At 37.8% G+C, this 20,182-nt stretch carries 22 protein-coding genes and 1 riboswitch; of the genes, 2 read left to right on the top strand and 20 right to left on the bottom strand.

Annotation, left to right across the window (positions count from 1 at the left end; genetic code table 11):
* Window positions 1–256: 256 nt before the first annotated feature.
* From IGL07_RS06990 to IGL07_RS06970, 5 genes are all read right to left on the bottom strand, one after another.
* Complete coding sequence (locus tag IGL07_RS06990) at window positions 257–712, bottom strand: hypothetical protein (protein ID WP_002357586.1); 456 nt, start codon at window positions 710–712, stop codon at window positions 257–259.
* A gap of 89 nt (window positions 713–801) precedes the next feature.
* Window positions 802–1,176 (bottom strand): thioesterase family protein, encoded by a 375-nt coding sequence (locus IGL07_RS06985; RefSeq protein WP_002398291.1) that lies wholly within the window; start codon window positions 1,174–1,176, stop codon window positions 802–804.
* Window positions 1,176–2,396: a CCA tRNA nucleotidyltransferase gene (locus IGL07_RS06980; protein ID WP_025189529.1), complete on the bottom strand. Its 1,221-nt coding sequence runs from the start codon at window positions 2,394–2,396 to the stop codon at window positions 1,176–1,178. Before IGL07_RS06980 ends, IGL07_RS06985 begins: the two co-directional genes overlap by 1 nt.
* Window positions 2,393–3,172 (bottom strand): 4-hydroxy-tetrahydrodipicolinate reductase, encoded by a 780-nt coding sequence (gene dapB, locus IGL07_RS06975; protein WP_438747274.1) that lies wholly within the window; start codon window positions 3,170–3,172, stop codon window positions 2,393–2,395. Before dapB ends, IGL07_RS06980 begins: the two co-directional genes overlap by 4 nt.
* A complete protein-coding gene (locus IGL07_RS06970) occupies window positions 3,165–3,515 on the bottom strand; it encodes a nucleotide pyrophosphohydrolase (protein WP_002363944.1) in 351 nt (116 codons plus the stop codon). The genes dapB and IGL07_RS06970 overlap by 8 nt, the downstream gene beginning before the upstream one ends.
* A gap of 123 nt (window positions 3,516–3,638) precedes the next feature.
* Here IGL07_RS06970 and IGL07_RS06965 point away from each other — a divergent pair, with 123 nt between their 5' ends.
* Entirely contained in the window at window positions 3,639–4,523 is an 885-nt protein-coding gene (locus IGL07_RS06965) for a YitT family protein (RefSeq protein WP_002357595.1), read from the top strand.
* A 37-nt stretch (window positions 4,524–4,560) separates the two neighbouring features.
* Here the strand turns inward: IGL07_RS06965 and IGL07_RS06960 are convergent, their stop codons facing one another.
* From IGL07_RS06960 to IGL07_RS06915, 10 genes are all read right to left on the bottom strand, one after another.
* Complete coding sequence (locus tag IGL07_RS06960; protein ID WP_002361802.1) at window positions 4,561–5,100, bottom strand: ReoY family proteolytic degradation factor; 540 nt, start codon at window positions 5,098–5,100, stop codon at window positions 4,561–4,563.
* Between the two features lie 9 nt (window positions 5,101–5,109).
* Window positions 5,110–6,366, bottom strand: a complete 1,257-nt coding sequence (locus IGL07_RS06955; RefSeq protein ID WP_002377424.1) for a tetratricopeptide repeat protein — start codon at window positions 6,364–6,366, stop codon at window positions 5,110–5,112.
* 9 nt (window positions 6,367–6,375) lie between these two features.
* Complete coding sequence (locus IGL07_RS06950; RefSeq protein ID WP_002377426.1) at window positions 6,376–7,416, bottom strand: hypothetical protein; 1,041 nt, start codon at window positions 7,414–7,416, stop codon at window positions 6,376–6,378.
* A 306-nt stretch (window positions 7,417–7,722) separates the two neighbouring features.
* The gene (locus IGL07_RS06945; RefSeq protein WP_002357604.1) at window positions 7,723–7,998 is read right to left on the bottom strand and encodes an HU family DNA-binding protein; all 276 of its coding nucleotides are present in this window, start codon (window positions 7,996–7,998) and stop codon (window positions 7,723–7,725) included.
* 247 nt (window positions 7,999–8,245) lie between these two features.
* The gene (der, locus tag IGL07_RS06940; protein ID WP_002357608.1) at window positions 8,246–9,556 is read right to left on the bottom strand and encodes a ribosome biogenesis GTPase Der; all 1,311 of its coding nucleotides are present in this window, start codon (window positions 9,554–9,556) and stop codon (window positions 8,246–8,248) included.
* Between the two features lie 173 nt (window positions 9,557–9,729).
* Window positions 9,730–10,941, bottom strand: a complete 1,212-nt coding sequence (gene rpsA, locus IGL07_RS06935) for a 30S ribosomal protein S1 (RefSeq protein WP_002360341.1) — start codon at window positions 10,939–10,941, stop codon at window positions 9,730–9,732.
* A 113-nt stretch (window positions 10,942–11,054) separates the two neighbouring features.
* Window positions 11,055–11,735 carry a (d)CMP kinase gene (gene cmk, locus IGL07_RS06930; protein WP_010817276.1) on the bottom strand — a complete coding sequence of 227 codons (681 nt, stop codon included), beginning with the start codon at window positions 11,733–11,735 and terminating at the stop codon, window positions 11,055–11,057.
* A gap of 236 nt (window positions 11,736–11,971) precedes the next feature.
* On the bottom strand, window positions 11,972–12,619 hold the full coding sequence (locus IGL07_RS06925; protein WP_010710394.1) for a LysM peptidoglycan-binding domain-containing protein: 648 nt from the start codon (window positions 12,617–12,619) through the stop codon (window positions 11,972–11,974).
* A 75-nt stretch (window positions 12,620–12,694) separates the two neighbouring features.
* On the bottom strand, window positions 12,695–14,137 hold the full coding sequence (locus IGL07_RS06920) for a RecQ family ATP-dependent DNA helicase (RefSeq protein WP_025189528.1): 1,443 nt from the start codon (window positions 14,135–14,137) through the stop codon (window positions 12,695–12,697).
* The gene (locus tag IGL07_RS06915; protein WP_010712448.1) at window positions 14,138–15,172 is read right to left on the bottom strand and encodes a helix-turn-helix domain-containing protein; all 1,035 of its coding nucleotides are present in this window, start codon (window positions 15,170–15,172) and stop codon (window positions 14,138–14,140) included.
* Between the two features lie 35 nt (window positions 15,173–15,207).
* Here IGL07_RS06915 and IGL07_RS06910 point away from each other — a divergent pair, with 35 nt between their 5' ends.
* Window positions 15,208–15,426 (top strand): ferredoxin, encoded by a 219-nt coding sequence (locus IGL07_RS06910; RefSeq protein ID WP_002357617.1) that lies wholly within the window; start codon window positions 15,208–15,210, stop codon window positions 15,424–15,426.
* 22 nt (window positions 15,427–15,448) lie between these two features.
* On the opposite strand, the gene IGL07_RS06905 is transcribed toward IGL07_RS06910, so the two are convergent.
* The 5 genes from IGL07_RS06905 to IGL07_RS06885 all read right to left on the bottom strand — a co-directional run bounded on the left by IGL07_RS06905 (window position 15,449) and on the right by IGL07_RS06885 (window position 20,161).
* A complete protein-coding gene (locus IGL07_RS06905) occupies window positions 15,449–16,780 on the bottom strand; it encodes a zinc ribbon domain-containing protein (protein ID WP_025189376.1) in 1,332 nt (443 codons plus the stop codon).
* Window positions 16,781–17,035: 255 nt separating this feature from the next.
* Window positions 17,036–17,701 carry an ECF transporter S component gene (locus tag IGL07_RS06900; protein WP_002382314.1) on the bottom strand — a complete coding sequence of 222 codons (666 nt, stop codon included), beginning with the start codon at window positions 17,699–17,701 and terminating at the stop codon, window positions 17,036–17,038.
* 71 nt (window positions 17,702–17,772) lie between these two features.
* A riboswitch (FMN riboswitch) is annotated at window positions 17,773–17,892 on the bottom strand.
* A gap of 152 nt (window positions 17,893–18,044) precedes the next feature.
* Window positions 18,045–18,761 (bottom strand): pseudouridine synthase, encoded by a 717-nt coding sequence (locus IGL07_RS06895; protein WP_002357624.1) that lies wholly within the window; start codon window positions 18,759–18,761, stop codon window positions 18,045–18,047.
* 3 nt (window positions 18,762–18,764) lie between these two features.
* Window positions 18,765–19,370 carry an SMC-Scp complex subunit ScpB gene (gene scpB / locus IGL07_RS06890; protein ID WP_002357625.1) on the bottom strand — a complete coding sequence of 202 codons (606 nt, stop codon included), beginning with the start codon at window positions 19,368–19,370 and terminating at the stop codon, window positions 18,765–18,767.
* Entirely contained in the window at window positions 19,367–20,161 is a 795-nt protein-coding gene (locus IGL07_RS06885; RefSeq protein WP_025189526.1) for a segregation/condensation protein A, read from the bottom strand. Before IGL07_RS06885 ends, scpB begins: the two co-directional genes overlap by 4 nt.
* Window positions 20,162–20,182 lie beyond the last annotated feature (21 nt).

The following is a 20,182-nucleotide window of genomic DNA, read 5'->3' as shown; positions in this document are numbered from 1 at the left end:
GAATACAAACCTATCTAAAATAGCTAAAGTAAAAGTTATTCAGTTGTGTATGGTTTTTCTTCGTTGTTGTCATAAGAATCACTCCAAAACTGATTTAATTAAGAATTGTTAACAGTATACCGCTAGAAAAAACATGTGTCAACACTTATTCGCTTATTTTTTCGACTATTCCATTAAAACCAATGTTATTTTATTCGCCAAAAGACTAAAAAAGCCACAGGAACCAGTCATTTCACTGATTCCTGTGGAGCAAAAATTATTTTAATTCTTCAGCGTATACATCGTCAACTGTTTGTGTTGGGTCGATAACAATGTATAAGTTTTTAGTTTTTTCGCTGACTTTTGTAGATTGATAGATGTTATCCAAGCCCTCATCTGTTTTATCTTTGTAAGGGAAATAAACTAAATCTGGTGTGCCATTTTTGTAAAGAATTTCCATACGTTCGATATCTTCATATTTTAAAGCACGAGAGAACATCCCTAATTCTAAGCCACCTAAGTTAATATCGTGGGTTTGAACATGATCTCCTTCTTGGAAAATTTCAATTTTGAACCCTTCACATGGATGAATTTCAACAAATTCACTACCATGGATACGGCCAAAACTTGTTGTAATATGTTTGATCCATAAATCACCAATAAAACGACGATCAATCGTCCAAGTTTCACCATTTCTGAAATAAAATTTAAGTCCTGTCATTTCTCTAGCCATAGCACAAATCTCCTTACTTAAAAATAATTTCTTACATTATTAGTTTACCATACTTTTGATAAACGGTCACAAACTTTCGCTGTAGATTCTTAATCTTTTGTTATTCTTTTTAAAAAAGAATCAATCTCAACTACTGCACGTTGGTGAGAACCTTTGGCAATTTGTCGTTCTCCTTCATAAGCAACAAATTCATAGCGTATTTTGTGTGCAGTCTGTTCAATGCTGGTCATCGTAACAACGATTGTCGCCCCTACCGCGGATGGATATAAGTGGCGCAATTCTAACACCGTTCCGACAGTTGTTTCCCCAACTGATAATTGCTCCTTCACAGCTTCTTTGGCTGTTTGTTCAACCATGGCAGCTAAAGCAGGGGTTCCTAAAACTTCTAAGTCACCAGAACCGAGCATTTTAGCCGTTTGTGATTCTTTCACCAAAAATTCTTTTGTAAACATTTCTGTTGGCATTATGCTTTCTCTCCTTTTGAACGTTGTTTTTTGGCAAACGAAAGCAGAACTTCTTGTTTATTCTCTAAGCTACCTTCAACAACGTGTTGCTCGATTTCAGCAATCAGTTCCCCTAACCATTTGCCTGGTGTTTCTTCTAAGACGGCTAAAAGGTCTTTTCCTGTTATGGCCAATTCATGTCTTTGGTGGATGGGTAATGCCTTAACTAACTCTTTTGTTACTTGTACTTGACTCTCTTGTTGGTAATAATATAAAAGCCTTTCAACAAGTACTGCTGATTCTTCGCCTAATTCATAAAGCATCATTGGCTGCCAGTCGTTACTCAAGCGAAAACGCAAACCGCGTACTAATTGTGAAACGTTTTGGATTAATTGATTTGAAAGTTTCCAAGCCTTTAAGAAGGAGCGAATTTCTGCTTCTGGTAAATTCAATGATTGGATAAGTAACGTCCACGCTTCTGCTTCTGTTTCAATTTGAAGAGCAGGCAAGTCCATTAAACGAAAAAGTCCAGCCCCTTGTTCTCGTAATTTTGGACAGTATTGATAGCATTCTGTTTCAATAAACGGAGCTAAGCCACCTTGTCGATTAACCCCTAAAAGCATTTTTACAAATTCAATTGTAATGCGTTCTACTGAAATTTTTTCCAATAAAGGATGAAATTCAGCAATAGCGGCTAAGGTTTTTTCTTCAATTTTAAAATCTAATTGGCTAGCAAAGCGTAAGCCCCGCATCATCCGCAGAGCATCTTCATGAAACCGCTCATGGGGATTACCGACTGCACGAATGGTTTGACCAGTTAAATCTTCGATACCATCAAATAAATCAATGATTTCGCCTGTGCTGTCAAGCGCCAAGGCATTAATCGTAAAATCTCGTCGTTTTAAATCTTCTTTCAAGGAGCGAACAAAGGTGACTTCATCTGGTCGACGAAAGTCTTGATAAGTTGACTCGGTACGAAAGGTTGTTACTTCATACTGTTGGTCTTCCATCAATACAAGGACTGTGCCATGTTCGATGCCCACATCAACGGTTCGTTTAAAAATTTGCTTGATTTCTTCTGGATAGGCACTTGTCGCAATATCGACATCATGGATTGGTTTATTTAATAAAGCATCACGGACACTGCCCCCGACAAAATACGCTTCAAAGCCCTGTGCATTGATTTCACGAATAACGGGAGCGGCTTCTTTAAATTCGTTTGGAATAGTTGTCAATTTCATAGCATCTGTTCCAATCCGTAAAGTAGTTCTGTTCTCTGTACCACTTGCCGACAAGCTAACGCCACTCCTGTCATGAATGAACGCCGATCATAAGAATCATGCCGAATAGTGAGCCCTTCACCTACACTGCCAAATTGGACTTGTTGGTGTGCCACTAAACCAGGTAAGCGGACACTATGGATTCGCAGACCCTCGAAATCAGCCCCGCGTGCCCCTGGTATTGATTCTACCTCTTGCGGATTCCCTTGTTTTTTTGCTAGCCGAACTTCTTGAATCATTTCTGCAGTTTTTATAGCCGTTCCGCTCGGTGCATCCAATTTGTTATCATGATGTAATTCAATGATTTCCACATCTGGAAAATACTGCGCCGCTTTTTGGGCAAATTGCATCATTAAAACTGCCCCAATTGCAAAGTTTGGCGCAATTAAGCCGCCGATGGCTTTTTCTCGAGATAGGTTTGTCAATTCGTTGATTTGTTCCTCCGTAAAGCCTGTCGTCCCAACAACAGGCGCCATACCGTGTTCCAACGCAAAACGCGTATTTGGATAGGCGGCTTCAGGAACCGTAAAATCAATCCAAACATCTGGTTTGACAGCTAGGACTTCTTCTAAGCGCTGAAAAACGGGAATTGCGGTTTCATCATCGAAAGAAACAGTTTCTTGTGCTTCATGAGGATCATACACACCTACTAATTCAAAGTCTGCGGTTTCTAAGACCATTTGGGTAGCAGTACTGCCCATCCGTCCTTTAAACCCAGCGACAATTATTTTAATCATGTGTTTTCCCATCCTTTCTTTCAAAGCGATAGCGATCCCGCTTGTTAAATTTGGCCATATTTTCTTCAAAAACTTCGGTTAAATCAATCTCTAAAGAATTTGCCATGCTAATCAATACAAAAAAGACATCTCCAAGTTCCTCTGATACTGTCTTTGGTTTTTCGTCTGCTTTTTTCTGTTTTTCACCATAATAATGATTGACTTCACGGGCTAATTCTCCGACCTCTTCCGTCAAACGAGCCATTTGTCCTAATGGTGAAAAATAGCCTGTTTTAAACTGTTGAATATAATCATCAACTTCTGTTTGCATCGATTGCAAACTACGTTGTTCTGATTCTGACATTTTACCCCAACCTTTCTTACTCTACCTCCTACATCTTATCAAAAACTTGGCTATCTGGAAAGGTTCTACTTGTTGTTTTATATAGAGAATGATACAGTTTATACTGTAAAAGGACGTGATTAAATGGAAGAACAAAGATTTTATTTTAAAGATGTGTTATTTATTGTATTAGGAAGCTGTATCTATGCCTTTGGTTTGGTTACTTTCAATATTGCCAATGACCTAGCCGAAGGTGGTGTCACGGGGATTACTTTGATTTTAAGAGCCTTATTTCATTTTAACCCAGCATATACGACATTATTAATCAATATTCCGCTCTTATTAATTGGTGGTAAAATTTTAGGCAAACGTTCCCTCTATTATACGCTAATTGGCACCGTGTCGTTATCGGTATTTTTGTGGTTTTGGCAAAAATTTCCTGTTGAAATTAATTTAGATCATGATTTATTGATTGCTGCTCTCTTAGCTGGTTTGGCCGCAGGATTCGGTAGTGGCCTTGTTTACCGCGTAGGCGGAACCACTGGTGGGACCGACGTCATTGCCCGCATTTTCGAAAAATACTTTGGGATTAGCATGGGCCGCTCGTTGTTACTTTTTGATGTTGCAGTCTTACTCCTCTCGTTGACCTATATTGATGTCAAACGAATGATGTATACTTTAATTGTGTCCTTTGTTTTCAGTCGTGTTGTTGATTCTGTACTCGATGGAGCCTATGCTGCGAAAGGAATTTTAATTGTTTCCAATCATTCCGAAGAAATCGGTCAAAGTTTAATGGCTTCTTTAGAACGTGGGGTAACATATTTAAATGGTGAAGGTGCTTATTCACAAGTGGAAAAACGGGTTCTCTACACGGTAGTCAGCCCTCGAGAAATAATGGAAGTCAAACGGATTGCTAATGAAATAGATGAAAAAGCCTTTGTGTCCATCATTAACGTACATGAAGCAATTGGCGAAGGCTTTACTTATGCAAAACCCAGCAAACAACGGCGCTTTAAATTAAAACAATAAATAAAACCCAGCATTTATTGAAAATGCTGGGTTTTATTTATTGTTGTTTCAAACGATTTAATTCATCGGATAATTCTAAAAACGCTTCTTTGTTGCCTGTTTCTAAAGCATCATCAATTTGAGCTTTAATTAATGCCATTCGTTGCGTTTGTTCTTCTTGCTTAAAGTATTGATCAATCGCTCTGGCAACTTCCTGATCCACTTGTTCATTCCATGGCGCAAACGGATTATCTTCTAAAACAGATAAATACTGGCTCGTTTGCCAAGCCTCTGGAAATACACATTCTAAATAAAGAGCTTTCCTCCAATTCATCCGAATCTCATGAAAAATTTGTTCCGGATCTGTAAATTCTTGTGCTTGGATAAAAAGCAATAACGGCTCCTTACCTAAACCATCTGCTACCACGCGGATCCCTCGATCAGTCTTCTCTACGTTCTCAACAAAATGAACATTATTTAAAATCGCATCGTGCGTTAATAAGTAATTTAAAATCCACAGTACTTCTCTTCTTCCAAAAGGCACGGTATTTACTAACCAAGTTAAAAATTTTTTCTTTTCTGATAAACTAACAAACATCGTTGTTTCCTATCTTTCTTCCATATCTGCTAGCACAGATTGCATGTCGACATCACCAGGTTCATGTTCCAAATAATGGTGCAACAAGTGTTTTGCTTTTTCAAGTTCGCCTTCTTCTCGTAAGAACAATGCGTATTCTTTTAGAAATTCTGGTTCGTGAGACAATTCTTGCGCTGCTTGTTCGTAATGAACTTTAGCGACGGCAAAGTCTTCTAATTCGTTGTACGCTTTTGCTAAGTTCCATTCAGCATAAGGATGATCCGTTTCCTCTAAATCATTTAAGATAGTAATTACTTCCTCAAAACGCTCTTCCGTGATGTAGAGATTACTTAAGGTCAAACGACTTTCATCTGTTTTCTCACCTAATTCCAAAGCTTTTAACAACCAGTTTTCAGCACCAGCAATATCGTGTAAGCGATAGGCATTTTCAGAGGCAAATTGGTATAACTCTACTTGGAAGGGATTTTCCGCAATTCCTTCTTCGATCACCGCTTTTGCTTCCTCTAATTGCTCTTCTTCTTGGAGCGCTTCCGCTAAATATAGATAAAGTGATTGATAATGTGGGTTTAGTGTTTTTAATTGCTGGAACAACGCAATGGCTTTTTGATTCTCATGTAACTGTAAATAAGTGAAAGCTAATTGGAATAAACGATCATCTGTTTGTTCTTCTTTGACCGCGGCTTCCAAATAAGGAACTGCTTCTTCAAAATCACCTAACATGCTGTAACTACTTCCTAAGCGTTCATTCAAGGAAATAGCAGAGATTTGCGCTGTCCCGCTTTCTACAATGCTTTGATAACGAGTGATAGCCTCGACAAATTGACCATTTGTAAAATATAGTTCTCCCAAAGCAAATTGAATTAACGGCTCTTCTGGCATAAGATTGGCTGCTTCTTTTAATTTCGCTTCACTGACTTCTGGAATCCCTAAAACTTGGTACAAATCCGCAGTGACTAAGAGGCTTTGGACATAACTGTCACTAGTTTCTGGAATTTTTTCTAAATAGATGAATGCGTCATCTATTTCATTATTTTCAATGGCGATTTCTGCTAATGGAATGTTTAAGCCGTCTGCATCGGGAAATTGTTCCAACAATTGTTGGAAAATTTGTTTGGCTTCTTCTAGAAAACCTAAAGATAATAACGTTTCCCCTAAATCAGCTAAGGTATTTTCATCATCTTTCTTTAATGCTTCTTCAAACATCAACTGTGCTTCTGCTAAATTTTCAGCTTGTAATGCTTGAACCATTTTTTCACTATATGACATAATTTCCCCTCAAATCTCTTTTAAAATTTCTTGGTATCTTTCAATCGTTGTTAACAGTTGATCGGGCGTTGGCTTTAAAGCTACTCCTAGTTGACCGATTTTTTCCAACACCATAGGAGGACCTAGTGTTTCTGTGTGAGCCAAGACTTGTTCTGCGTAATCAGCACTTAAAATTTCTTTTGGAAACGCCACCGGAAAACCTAAGCGAATAAACCAAACGATAAAATTTTTAAATTGAAAGTCAAAGTGATTGACTTGCTGGCTCCATAAAACTTGTAACAATAATCCCAATAATCGTTTCATAGGACCTGATAACAAATGGCCATTTTCGGTTGTAGCAAAGGCCGCTTCAAAAACTCGGCCAAATTGATCCACTTTTTCCCCTGCTTGTTCATAAAAGGATAACAACTCGTCTAAAATACCATTAAATGACGTTTGATTCAACCGTTTTTTATCTGGATACGTTTGGTATAGCATTTGTAAATAAGCATAATCACAGACAAGACCCGCTCGAATAAAAACGAGCAAATCAATTAAAGGAGCGGCACCTTTTTTATTGGTCAAGGTACTATCAAACAAAATTTCTTCTGAATGATTTTCTATATGCATAGTTGCATGCTGTACTTGCTGAATTGTGACACTTGGTAAAAGTCCTTGGCGTAATGCTTGAACAGACACAGGCATCAGCCAACATTTGGAGGAACACTTACTTACTTGATGCAAAAATGCGGTTAATTGTAGTACCCCTTCATTACCCAAACCAATCAATAAAACATCCTGATTTTCTGGCCAATCAGCTAAGAAACGTAACACACTTTCTAATTCTGATAAGTCATTGCAATGAACATCATTGCGACAAATATACCAGTTTAATCCCAACTGTTCCCCAAAGGCATAATTAATCTTCTCCGAAAAAAGATCATAGTAACGCTGATTCGCCAAAACAACGATTGACTCCGTCGTTACTGGTCGTTTTTTTAGGACAGAAGCAAATGTTTCTCCATAAATAATAGCGACCTTGTTTTCCCCTCTAGAATAGTTGTATTTCATTGATTCACCACCTTAAGACTGTTTCCTCTTCCTTCACCCCAAGTCTAGCATAACCACTAAAAAACAGCTACTGGCAACAACTTATTTTTGTCCTTCATTCACAAATCTTTCTCTTTTTATCAAAAAAGCAAGGAGCGAGTGTCGAACCGTTCCCGCTTGATTCTCGGAGCGAAGCACGTTTTTCTCACCCAAGGTTCGTTACAATTTAGCCTTTTAGCGTGCTGTTTCGACCACCTCTTAAAATAACATTTTTTATGTATGATTCAAAAAAGAACCCTTGGAAACCAAGGGTTCTAATTGTCTGTCTTATTTCACTGCATCTTTCAATGCTTTACCTGGTTTGAATGCAGGTACTTTGCTTGCAGCGATTTGAATTTCTTGTCCAGTTTGTGGGTTACGTCCTTTACGAGCTGCGCGTTCGCGAACTTCAAAGTTACCAAAACCGATTAATTGAACTTTTTCACCTTTAGCAAGAGTTTCTTGAATTGTTGAAAAGACAGCGTCTACTGCTGCAGTAGCATCTTTTTTAGTTAAACCAGTTGAAGATGCAACGTTTTCGATTAATTCTGCTTTATTTGCCATGGATCATTTCACCTCCTCTATAAGAGATACGATGTTTTTACACACCTAAAGTTCCGTCTATTTTTGAGTGGTCCAAAAACAGACAGCAAATATTGATCTGGTTCAATATTCTGTTAACAAGATAGCATAAGAAAGTTGTAATAGCAAGGTTTTTAGTGTATTTTAACCAGTTTTTTCAAAAAATAATCATTTTTTCTCAAAGTTGATAAATTTATTTGAATATCTAAAAAAAGTATGGTAGAATGCACTATTTTCGGCGTCGCGGAATGATTTTAATCGGTGTACCCTCAAACGTAAATGCTTTTCTGATTTGATTTTCTAAAAACCGGGCATAAGAAAAGTGCATTAGTTCTTCTTCGTTGACAAAAATAACAAATGTAGGTGGTTTGACTGCCACTTGTGTTGCATAAAAAATCTTCAAACGTTTTCCTTTATCGGTTGGTGTCGGATTAATTGCTACAGCATCCATTACAACGTCATTTAACAACGCTGAAGGAATCCGTAAGTTTTGATTCATACTTACTGTTTCAATTAGTTCAGGCAGTTTGTTTAAACGTTGTTTGGTTAATGCAGACACAAAAATAATAGGTGCATAATCTAAATATTGGAATTCATCACGAATTTCCGCTTCAAAATCACGCATTGTATTTGTATCTTTTTTGACTGTATCCCATTTGTTGACCACGATAATAATACCACGACCTGCTTCATGGGCATAGCCCGCCACACGCTTGTCTTGCTCACGAATACCTTCTTCTGCATTCAAGACCATTAAAACAATGTCTGAGCGTTCAATGGCCCGCATTGCGCGCATGACGCTATATTTTTCAGTTGATTCGTATACTTTCCCACGTTTACGCATACCAGCAGTATCAATCATTAAGAACTTTTGACCTTCTTCAGATTCAAAATACGTATCGATTGCGTCTCGCGTTGTTCCTTCAATATCTGAAACAATCACACGATCTTCACCAAGAATAGCATTAATCAATGATGATTTACCGACATTTGGACGCCCGATTAAACTAAATTTAATTGTATCTTCGTCCTCTTCTTCTGAAGTGTTAGGAAAATGTTTAACTGCTTCGTCTAACACATCGCCAATGCCTAAACCATGACTACCAGAAACTGGGAAAGGATCCCCTAGTCCTAAAGCATAAAATTCATAAATATCATTACGCATTTCAGGATTGTCAACTTTATTAACAGCTAAGATCACTGGTTTATTACTACGATATAAAATTTTTGCTACTAACTCATCTGCATCAGTAATTCCTTCACGGCCACTAGCAACAAAGATAATCACATCTGCTTCATCAATCGCAATTTCTGCTTGGTGTTTGATTTGATCCATAAATGGTTCGTCACCTAAATCAATCCCACCTGTATCAATAATACTAAATTCACGCCCTAACCATTCTCCAGTTGTATAAATACGGTCGCGTGTTACGCCAGGAGTATCTTCTACAATCGAGATACGCTCACCGGCAATGCGGTTAAAAATAGTCGATTTACCGACATTCGGTCTACCGACAATCGCAATAGTTGGATTTGCCATTTGATTCCCTCCTTGAGAATTTCAATCCTTACTAGTTTACCTAATCAAACCTTAAAGTGCAAGAAAAGTTTTAGTTTCTGCTGATTTTCTAACCAATTCAAGAAAAAATGAGTTTGACATAGCCGATCTGTTTACGGCTATGTCAAACTCATAAATTTCAAGAAAGTAACGTGTTATTCCTCTTCTTTCGCATCAGATAAAGCGTCACCTAAAATATCGCCCATGGTAAAGCCAGTATTTTCTTCAGGCAATTCATATTCCTGTTCTTCTTTTGGTTCTTCTTGAGACTCAGGTTTTGGTTCTAACGCTTTGATACTTAAAGCAATACGATGTTCCTCTGGATTAACTTCTAAAACTTTCACTTGTACTTGATCCCCTTCATGAAGGACTTCATGAGGCGTTGCAATATGCTTGTGAGAAATTTGAGAAATATGCACTAATCCTTCCACACCAGGGAAAACTTCCACAAAGGCACCGAAGCTTGTTAGGCGTTTTACTGTTCCATCTAAAACAGTCCCAGCGGCTGCTTTTGTTTCGATATCTGTCCATGGTCCAGGCAATGTTTCTTTAATAGATAAAGAAATACGTCCTTCTTCTGGATTAATTGAAAGAATTTTTACTTGAACATCTTCGCCAACAGTTAACGCATCACTTGGTTTGCCCACATGCTGATGAGCAATTTCAGAAACATGAACTAAACCATCCACGCCACCTAAATCAATGAATGCGCCGAAATCTGTTAAACGAGCTACTTTCCCTTCAACAACGTCTCCGTCATGTAAAGAAGAAAGTAATTCTTCTTTTTTCGATTCTTTTTCAGCTTCAACAACTGCTTTATGTGAAAGAATTAAGCGGTTTTCTGAAGGTTCGATTTCAATAATTTTAAATGCTAGTGTTTGACCTTTATATTCAGAAAAATCTGCAACAAAATGATCTTCAACCATTGAGGCAGGAACAAATCCGCGAACACCGACATCAACAACCAAACCACCTTTAACAACATTTGTAACAGGTGCTTCGATTACTTTGCCCGCTTGGAAATCTTGTTCAATTTCTTCCCAAACTTTTTTAGCATCTAAACGGCGTTTTGACAGTAAATAACTGCCGTTTTCTTTATCTTTGCCAATTGATGTGATAACAACTAAATCTAACACATCACCGACTTTCACAAGTTCGTGTACATCTTCAACTGGTAAAGTCGATAATTCCTTTGCAGGAACAACGCCTTCAACGCCCGCTCCTTCAATGCCGACAACAACTTGTTTGTCTTCAATGGCTAAAACTTCGCCTTTAACAATATCGCCAACACTGACTTCTTGAACGCTGTTCATTGCATCTTCCATTGTTTCGTTGTTTGCTACTTGTTTGTCTTCAAAATCTGTCATGCCTCTTATCCTCCTATGCCAACAAAAATTCCAAAACTTAGCTATATATACTTACATAGTACGAGATTTTTGTAAAAAAATAAAGCGATTTCTTCTATTTTTCTTAAAATTCTTTAAAAAAGTTCAAAACCTTTTTGTTTAATCACATTTTGTATGGCGGCGACGACTTCTTCAATCGTCAACCCTGTTGTATCGATTTTCACAGCATCACTTGCTTGGACAAGGGGTGATACTTCTCTGGTTGAATCTAAATAATCCCGACGTTCAATCTCCGCCTTCAAGGTTTCAAAATCCGTCTTAATCCCTTTTTCTTGATTTTCTTTAAAACGACGTTCTGCACGTTCTTCAACGCTAGCCACCAAGAATATCTTTACTTCGGCCTTTGGTAGAACTGCAGTACCAATATCTCGACCATCCATGACAACTCCGCCGGCTTGACCAATTTTCTGTTGTAACGCCACCATTTCTTCTCTAACTTTTGCATGTTTTGAAACAGCTGAAACAGCATTCGTTACATCTGGCTGGCGAATCGCTTCGGTCACTTCATGACCGTCGATAAAAACACGTTGGCCATTCTCTGCTTGCTGAAAAGAAATAGCGTGGTTGACACAAAGCGCTACTAATGGTTCTTCCGCTTGAATGTCGATTTGATTTTGCAAGGCCAGATACGTAATCGCTCGGTACATGGCACCCGTGTCACAATACACATAATTCAATTGTTTTGCTAAAATTTTTGCAACTGTACTTTTGCCTGACGAAGCTGGTCCGTCAATAGCAATACTGATTTTCCCCATGAAAAAACTCCTTAACTGATATGCATCCTTTAAAATGCGCTTCTTCTTTTATATTAAAATCAGAAGAAAAGAACTTGGATTTAAACTGATGACGAGTCTCTAACGAAAAAGCAATAAGCCGAAATCCCTCGAAAGACGCAAAACATCTTTCGGAAATTTCTGCTTATTGGCATTCTCATGTAATCATCCGTCGCGGTTTAGCCCTTGAAAGTGCTGTCCAAACCTCTTTTTCTGGATTATTTAATACGTAATGGTTGTCCTGGATAAAACACAGAGGTATCAATCCCAGGATTTAACGCTAAAATTTGTTCTAATGTCATTCCGTTACGTTCGGCAACTTGACGTGCCCCTTCGCCACTTTGAACGGTATCATAAACAGGTTGTTGGTTCTGCGCTTGTTGCTGTTGTTGATTTTGAGCTTCTTGTTGTTGTTGCTGCTCTTGTTGTTGCTGTTGCTGTTGTTGTGCTTGTTGGTCCTGTTGTTGTGCTTGTTGGTCCTGTTGTTGCTGTGCAGCAGCATCTGAACTTGAAGGTGTTGTATTTTCAGCTGGTTGGCTACTTGCTGGTTCTGAGCTTTCCACTGATTTTGACGTACTTTCTTTTTTCTTCTCTTTTGATGATGATTGGACTAATGAAGAAGATGGCTGGCTATTTTTGCTAGCACTTTCGTTCGGTTTCTTGTCTTGCATCATCCATAAGAAAGTCCCAATTGGAATGGCAATAATTAATAATAGCAAAATAACTAAAACAGTTAGAAATAATGAATTTCCTCGTTGCTGTTGGCGTTTTGCTAAACGAGAACCACCACCATTTTGATCAGGTTCATAAATTGATTGTTCCCATGGCTCACGAGCTTGGTTTTTCTTTTTGTCCTTTTTACTCACTGCTAATTTCCTCCTAAACTTCTCTCGCTTGTTATTATATCATAGCTTTTGCCAACTGCCGACTAAAAAAATGAATTAATCACGTTCTTTAAATAATTTTAGAAATTTAGAACGCCAACCTTCTTCATTTTGATTGCTGGTCTTGTTCGATTTTACTATTGAATCTTGGTAAATGTCAAAGAATAACGCACAATTATCACAACAAGTTTCCGGTGATTGTTTTACAATCGGTTCTTGAAAATAAGTTTGAATCAACGTTCTTCGACAGGTTGTGGTTTCAATATACGTCAGCATCCCTCTTAATTGCGCTTGACGATCTTTTTCTTTCTCCTCTAAACGATGCTCTAGCTCTTCAAAAGAATAATCCTTGGCTAAATAGCCTTGAACCCATTTTTGTTGTAACTCGGTGGCATTTTCTAACAAACCTGCTTGTTCTTCTCCTTCAATCAGCGATTTTAAGGTCGCTCGATTCGCTCTTGTCTCTTCTAAGAAAAACCGATGAATAAATTCATCCCCTTTTTTATATAATAATAGCGCCCAACTTTTTTGACCATCACGTCCAGCTCGCCCGATTTCCTGCAGGTAATTTTCTAAGCTATCAGGCAAATCAAAATGAATCACTCCACGAACATCAGGTTTGTCGATCCCCATCCCAAAAGCATTCGTTGCACAAAGAATATCGATTTGATTATCAATAAATTGTTCTTGCAAGCGACTACGTTCACTAGCCTCCAAGCCCCCATGATAATAGGCTACCTTAAAACTGGTTTTTGCCTGAATAAGTTGACTGATTTGTTCTGTTTTGTTGCGCGTGGCGCAATAGATAATGATTTTACCAGCCGTTTTAGATAAGTAATCTAGTAACACTTCTTCTTTTTCTGACGTTTCCTTCACGAACAAGCCAATATTTTTTCGATTCACTGAAGAAAGAACTTCTTGATAGCTACCATGAGAAAATAATTGTTTTATAATTGCGTGCTGTACAACGGGTGTCGCTGTGGCAGTTAACGCCAAGGTCAAAGGAAAGTCTAACTGTTTTTGGACCAGATCTAATTTACTATATTCAGGGCGAAAATCGACGCCCCACTGATAAACACAATGGGCTTCATCCACCACAAATAATGCAATTTTTTGGCGTTGTAACACACTAAGTACTTCTTGCTGCAAAAGCATTTCTGGGCTTAAAAACAGATAATCGTATTGGAACATTTTCGCTAAAACATAACGCTTTTCTGAATATTGTAACGTACTGTTTAAGGCAACCGCACCTTTAATTCCTTGTCTTTGTAATTGACGCACCTGATCTTCCATTAACGAAAGTAAAGGAGAAACAATTACCGTTAGTCCCTCTAACTTCTGGCCCACAAATTGATAACACAATGATTTACCAGTCCCTGTTGGCAAAACAGCCAATGTATTCATACCGTCAAGTAAGTTTGTAATCACTTCTTTTTGACCAGGCTTAAATGCTGCATAACCAAATCGAGTGAATAATTCTTGTTCTAATGTCAACAACACTCACTCCTTTTCTTGCCAAATTTGTTGGATTTGATATAAGCGGAAATCTAAATAAGAAAGCGTCGCTTCTTGCGCTCGCCAATCCCGATACACCCACAACCGCGGATCTTGTTCTGTTTGAGCCAAGTTTTGGAGCATTGCCTCCTTTTCAAGATAAACAGACGCCTGCAGCTGCCCTTGAATAGCCAACTCTAATAGATGGTCATGAATGGTACTCAGTTTTATTTTTCGCTGCTCAGCAATTTCTTGAAGTGTCTTACCTTCCGTTAACAATCGTTGGGTTTCTTGCATACTTTGGTTTAGATTTTTTTCTAGATACGGCCATACAAGCGTTTGTAAAGCAGGATAATTTCCTCCGTACATTATCAACTGCAGTAAATGATGGACCGCTTGCGTGTGCCACAAACGCTGTTCAAGAGCTGTCTTATGGCTTGTTAATTGCTGAGGAACTTTGCCAGTTTGCTGATAACCAGAAAGTTGCGCAACCAAATAGTCGCTTTCTGCTTCAGGTAGTAACTCAAACCCTCGCAACAGTTCTTCTTTGATTGATTGAACGCGCTGCTCTTTCTTGTCTTGTTGTAACCATCGTTTCAAATATAGTTGCGGAATCGGTGTTGATAAAAGTGGAATATACTGTTTTTCCTCAAATGATAAATATGAAGTCACTTGCACGGTAAATTGAATGAGTTGCCAACTTTCTCGATCACTTCTGCCAAAACGATAAAGATCAATTGCAGGATAATCCAGCAACGAAAAATGGTGCTCCTTTAAAAATAGTTGCCCTTCTTTTGTTAGTTGAATCTCATTTGTCTCTTTGTGATACTGAATTTGTTTCGCCTTCGAAAGTTTTTCAAGAAATTGAAAATAGGCTTGTTCGGAAATCGTTGGCCACCAGCCAATGAATCGTAAACAATCATATAAAAAACCATAAATCAAAACAGAGCTAGTCCGTTTGCCTTTTAAAAGATGATACAAAGTTGATGCACGTACCTTGTATCCGTGAGATAATAACGCTAAAATAAAAGTTGCTTCCATAGTAAACCTCTTTTAGATAGGATGTGTCACTGTTTATGCAATCACGTTTAGTTCCTGAAAAATGTATTGCTTGTGGACTTTGTCAAGTTTATGCGCCCAATATATTTGATTATGATGATCATGGAATTGTCCTTTTTAAAGACGAGCCGCATGCTCGACAACAATTTATTCCAGAAAACGAACGCGAGAATGTGTTAAAAGCGTACCGCAAATGTCCCACGCGTGCAATAGAAATAAGCAAAAATGAGTGCTAAATAATTTAGCACTCATTTTTGCTTAGAGTATTTTTTCGAGCCAAGCAAGTGTTTGCTCATCTATCGAAACAAACTGTAATTGTCCTTCTTTTAGCGGTTCTTTGACTAGATGAATTTGATCATTTAGGCCATTGATCCATTCATAACGAAGACCATTTTCTTTTGCTTTAGAATTTTTGGCTTCTAAATAATAATTGACATGGTAATTTTCTTTACCATCCAATTGTAGCGTATTAATGGTTACTTCAAAATCTGGTGAAACATCGGTCGATTTCTTTTCACGTAATCGTTCAAGTGCTTCTATAAAAGAAGGAAATTGAGGATTATTTTCCCCACCAACGAGATATTTTTTAGCAAATTCTGTACTATCCGTATGACTTTTCACTTGTTTGGCAAATGCTTGATAAAAGGTTTCTAGTGCTTTGCGGGCATCATAGTCGCTAGCTAACGGAAAATTCAATTGTAGCGTTGGATTATCGGAGAGCGCTTCGACAAAATCATTTTCACCAATCGTTTCTTTTGATGTTTGAATTTCTTCTCCATTAATCGTCTTTTTAAGTTGAATCGTCATCCCTTTGGACCAGAACAAAGGGCCAATCGTTTTGCTTCCATTCGTTAGCGTACCAACTTTCCGACCATTAATATAAATATCTGCGTCTGGCAGATTGCTTTCCACAACAAAATTCATTCGTTTAAAATCTAAAGGAATACTAGAAATATAATTTTCCTCTTCTAATAAACGATACTCTTCTGTGATAACAGGTTCGCCGGTGCTATCTTTCACTGTGGCTGTAAAAGTATATTGTCCTGGCGCTAAGGGGCCCAATTCCTTTTGATAAGTGGTTGAGTCGGAAGTGCCCACTTCCCGCCCGTTCATTGCCAGCGTCACACCGCGCTGATTCGTCGTTAACTGAACAGAAACAGGCGTTAAAATGAATTGATAACGGTGAAAGAAAAATGCTGTTTGACTTGTTTCACGAATAGTTAAACCATGTAGCTTTTTATCCTTTAATAGCGCTTTTTCTAATTTTTTTAGCTCAGTTGGATTTTTTTGATAATAAGTGATTAAAGGCTTAATGCTTTGCGGATTCACTTGAAATTCAGACTCGTTCGTCCTCATTTTTTTACTTAATTCTTGGGCATCACCATTCTCAATCGCTTCAATAAAATGAGAAATTTGTTGTTCCTTAGAAAAATAATGCGTCCCGAGAAAATAGCTACCCGCTCCAAGAACGATGAACACAAAAAGAAACACCCAGATCCAGCTTCTTTTTGATCTGAGAGGAGTAGATTCGTTCCCTTTATTCATTGATGGTTGTGCTTGGTTTTCCTCTTGATGCATTGATTCATTCATTAGCGGAGCGCCGCATTCTTCACAAAAGGACTCCGTATCACGATTCACGTGACGACAATTTTTACACTTTTTCACTCAGGAAAACTCCTCTTTCTTTGATGGTTTCTATCATACCAAGGGAAAGTTAAAATTACAATGCAGATGGTTTAGTATTTTTTAACAGAATGATGACAGATTATGACAACCTCTTTTCTTTTAGGCGTAAATTTTAAAAACCCACTGTCAAACATTGTTCAACAGCAGGTTTTTTATCATTTATTTTGTTAACGGTGTTTTTTTCTGAATAGTATGTTGTTTTTTTGATAGCCATGGCAATAACTTCGCATGTAGTACTAGAAAAACACCACTGACTAAGAGGCCTTTAATAAGGTTGAATGGCACAATACCAATCGCCACATAGCTTGCTAAAGATGTTCCTAAAAATTGTTGTGTGGTCACACCATATAATTGTAAGTAAATGGGTGTAATGACAAAATAATTCGCAATACTCATGAAAATTGTCAAGGCTAAGATCCCACTTACTAAGCCCACTATCCGATTTGTACGGATATTTTTCTTTTTACCAAAGAAATAAAAAATTGGCAAGGTGAAGATACTACTTGCTAAAAAGCTAGCGAAATCTCCCACCATATTTTGCGGTGCTAGTCCGGTTAAGAACAGGTGTAGCAACGAACGAACAAAAGCAGTAATTACTCCTGCTAACGGTCCGTACAAGAACATTCCGAGTAGAATCGGAATATCACTAAAATCGATTTTCAAAAAACTAAACGCCGGCATAATCGGAAATGCCACAAATTGTAATACTGTACCGATTGCAGCCAACATTGCAATGCTGACCATTTTTTGTACCTTGTTGTTCATCTGAAATCCTCCAATTAAGGACCCATCTTCAACGAACTTTTTGATTCGCTTCTTTGTCATACAAAAAAACCCTATTTTTCTGCAGGGAAAAATAGAGTAGGATTATCTGATGAAAAAGCGTCTCAAATAAGCCCTATCTTCTTTATCCAGACTATACTGTCGGTATTGGAATTACACCAATTCAATCGTTAAAAACGAGTCGTGGACTATAACCACCGGTCGGGAATTACACCCTGCCCCTGAAGACGAACCTTGTATTATATTTTTTTACTTACTTAGTGTAACCGATTTGAACAATGAATGCAACTAACTAAGCCTTTTTATTAAATTTCATTGATTGTTTCGTTTCTCAAAAAAAAACAATCCCTCCGCCATAAGCGCGAAGAGATCGAGTCATTTTATCTTATTTAGCTTGATTTAATAATTGACTGATTTCTTTTTTAGTTAAATCACGATATTGCCCTGGTCGCAGACCTTGTAAGGTTAATTCACCGTAACGTTCACGTTTTAATTTTTGAACAGGGAAACCAACAGCTTGAAACATTTTCTTCACTTGATGATTACGCCCTTCATGGATCGTTAATTCCACGACACTGCTACCTGTTTTAATATCCGCTGAAAGAATTTGAAAATTGGCTGGTGCTGTGCGTTTGCCATCAATGCGAATGCCTTTGGCTAATGGCAATAGATCCCGTTTAGTTGGTACACCTTTAATTTTTGCTACGTAGACTTTATCTACTTCATGTTTAGGATGGGTTAATTTTTGTGAAAAACTTCCATCATTCGTTAAAAGTAACAACCCAGAAGTATCATAATCCAGACGACCGACTGGATAAATTCGCTCAGTAACATCTGTAAAATAATCCGTTACTACTTTACGGCCTTTATCGTCAGACACCGCAGAAATAACCCCTCTTGGTTTATAGAATAAATAATAACCATATTCTTCTTGATAAATTGGTACACCATCAACCTCAACAGTATCTTGTTTACTTACTTGTGTTCCTAATTCTTTGACCACTTGGCCATTGACTTTTACGCGACCTTTGACAATTAATTCCTCTGCTTTGCGACGCGAAGTCACCCCAGCATGAGCAATTGCTTTTTGTAATCTTTCCATTGTTTAAGCTTCCTCGCCTTCTGTTGTTTCAGACATTGGGTTCGTTTCTTGATAACGATCAAAAAATAGATCCATTGGTAGTTCTTCTTCTAATTCATCTTCCATTTGTTGGATATCTGGTAATTCATCTAAACTTTTCAACCCAAAGTAATCCATAAAATACTTCGTTGTGCCATACAAAATTGCTCTACCAGGACCATCTACGCGGCCTTTTTCTTCTATCAACTGACGGGCAACTAACTTTTGGATAGAGCCAGAAGTCTGTACGCCACGAATTTCATCAATTTCAATACGCGAAATTGGTTGCTTATAAGCAATAATGGATAATGTTTCTAGCGCCGCTTGTGATAAGGCGTTCGACATAGGCGATTGCGCATATTTTTTTAGTAATGAGGCATATTTTTTCTTAGTTGTTAAGACAAAATGATTGCCGACTTCTAAAATATTCAACGCCGATTTATTGTCAGAAGCATAATGTTCTTTCAATTTCGTTAATTCTTCATAGGTTTTTGCTGTTGACTTCTCTAATAAGTACGCAAGCTCTTCCAAGCCAATTCCTTCTTCGCCAACCACAAATAAAATTGCTTCAATTTGACTAACTAATGTCACTGTGTTTCCTCCACCTCTGTTGTATCTTCCTGCTGGGTTTCTGTATTAAATAACAAAATTTCACTATAATTATTTTCTTGTTCAACATAAATCGCGCCCGTTTTCATTAATTCTAAAAGAGCCATAAACGTTGTCACAATTTCTTGTTTGGAATAAGAATCGAAGAAAGAATCAAACGACACTGCCTTCCCTTTCTGTACTTGACGCATACGCTCTGAAATAGCGGAGATTTTTTCTTCGATGGAAACATCGTCACTGGCAACAGTTGTTTCAACAGGCTGGCGATTTTTTTTCTTTTCTAACATGGCATGAAAGGCTAGAAATAAATCAATTGTATTGATTTGATTAGGCGGTAGTGTTGTATCTTCCTCTTTATAATCATCCATATCCATTGGTTCTTTTGTATAATAGAGTTTACGTTCTTCTTCTTTTTCATGTAAAACAGTCGCTGCATATTTAAATTTCCGATACTCCAATAACTGAGCTACTAAAGCTTCCCGTGGGTCTTCCTCTTCAAAAAAATCTTCATCATCAATGATTTCAAGCTCTTGTTTTGGAAGCAACATCTGACTTTTAATAGCCATTAAGGTGGCAGCCATGACTAGATATTCTCCAGCGACTTCTAACTCTAAGGTTTGCATCGCATGAATATAAGACATGTATTGTTCAGTTACTGCTGTAATGGGAATGTCATAGATATCGATTTCTAATTTTTGAATTAAATGTAGTAGAAGATCCAGTGGTCCTTCAAAGACATCTAGTTTTAAATTAATTTCTTGCAAAAACGACACCTACTTTCTTTTCTCGACTTC

This window comes from Enterococcus sp. DIV1368f (assembly GCF_051712245.1).
In the GTDB taxonomy this organism is placed as follows: Bacteria; Bacillota; Bacilli; order Lactobacillales; family Enterococcaceae; genus Enterococcus; species Enterococcus faecalis.
Note: the sequence above shows the minus strand (reverse complement) of the source record. Positions and strands in the feature narration are given on the sequence as shown.

What these genes read in the sequence shown, in the direction of transcription:
- IGL07_RS06990 (WP_002357586.1), bottom strand. Translation starts at nt 712, where the DNA reads ATGGCTAGAGAAATGACAGGACTTAAATTTTATTTCAGAAATGGTGAA.
- IGL07_RS06985 (WP_002398291.1), bottom strand. Translation starts at nt 1,176, where the DNA reads ATGCCAACAGAAATGTTTACAAAAGAATTTTTGGTGAAAGAATCACAA.
- IGL07_RS06980 (WP_025189529.1), bottom strand. Translation starts at nt 2,396, where the DNA reads ATGAAATTGACAACTATTCCAAACGAATTTAAAGAAGCCGCTCCCGTT.
- dapB (WP_438747274.1), bottom strand. Translation starts at nt 3,172, where the DNA reads ATGATTAAAATAATTGTCGCTGGGTTTAAAGGACGGATGGGCAGTACT.
- IGL07_RS06970 (WP_002363944.1), bottom strand. Translation starts at nt 3,515, where the DNA reads ATGTCAGAATCAGAACAACGTAGTTTGCAATCGATGCAAACAGAAGTT.
- IGL07_RS06965 (WP_002357595.1), top strand. Translation starts at nt 3,639, where the DNA reads ATGGAAGAACAAAGATTTTATTTTAAAGATGTGTTATTTATTGTATTA.
- IGL07_RS06960 (WP_002361802.1), bottom strand. Translation starts at nt 5,100, where the DNA reads ATGTTTGTTAGTTTATCAGAAAAGAAAAAATTTTTAACTTGGTTAGTA.
- IGL07_RS06955 (WP_002377424.1), bottom strand. Translation starts at nt 6,366, where the DNA reads ATGTCATATAGTGAAAAAATGGTTCAAGCATTACAAGCTGAAAATTTA.
- IGL07_RS06950 (WP_002377426.1), bottom strand. Translation starts at nt 7,416, where the DNA reads ATGAAATACAACTATTCTAGAGGGGAAAACAAGGTCGCTATTATTTAT.
- IGL07_RS06945 (WP_002357604.1), bottom strand. Translation starts at nt 7,998, where the DNA reads ATGGCAAATAAAGCAGAATTAATCGAAAACGTTGCATCTTCAACTGGT.
- der (WP_002357608.1), bottom strand. Translation starts at nt 9,556, where the DNA reads ATGGCAAATCCAACTATTGCGATTGTCGGTAGACCGAATGTCGGTAAA.
- rpsA (WP_002360341.1), bottom strand. Translation starts at nt 10,941, where the DNA reads ATGACAGATTTTGAAGACAAACAAGTAGCAAACAACGAAACAATGGAA.
- cmk (WP_010817276.1), bottom strand. Translation starts at nt 11,735, where the DNA reads ATGGGGAAAATCAGTATTGCTATTGACGGACCAGCTTCGTCAGGCAAA.
- IGL07_RS06915 (WP_010712448.1), bottom strand. Translation starts at nt 15,172, where the DNA reads ATGGAAGCAACTTTTATTTTAGCGTTATTATCTCACGGATACAAGGTA.
- IGL07_RS06910 (WP_002357617.1), top strand. Translation starts at nt 15,208, where the DNA reads ATGCAATCACGTTTAGTTCCTGAAAAATGTATTGCTTGTGGACTTTGT.
- IGL07_RS06905 (WP_025189376.1), bottom strand. Translation starts at nt 16,780, where the DNA reads ATGAATGAATCAATGCATCAAGAGGAAAACCAAGCACAACCATCAATG.
- IGL07_RS06900 (WP_002382314.1), bottom strand. Translation starts at nt 17,701, where the DNA reads ATGACAAAGAAGCGAATCAAAAAGTTCGTTGAAGATGGGTCCTTAATT.
- IGL07_RS06895 (WP_002357624.1), bottom strand. Translation starts at nt 18,761, where the DNA reads ATGGAAAGATTACAAAAAGCAATTGCTCATGCTGGGGTGACTTCGCGT.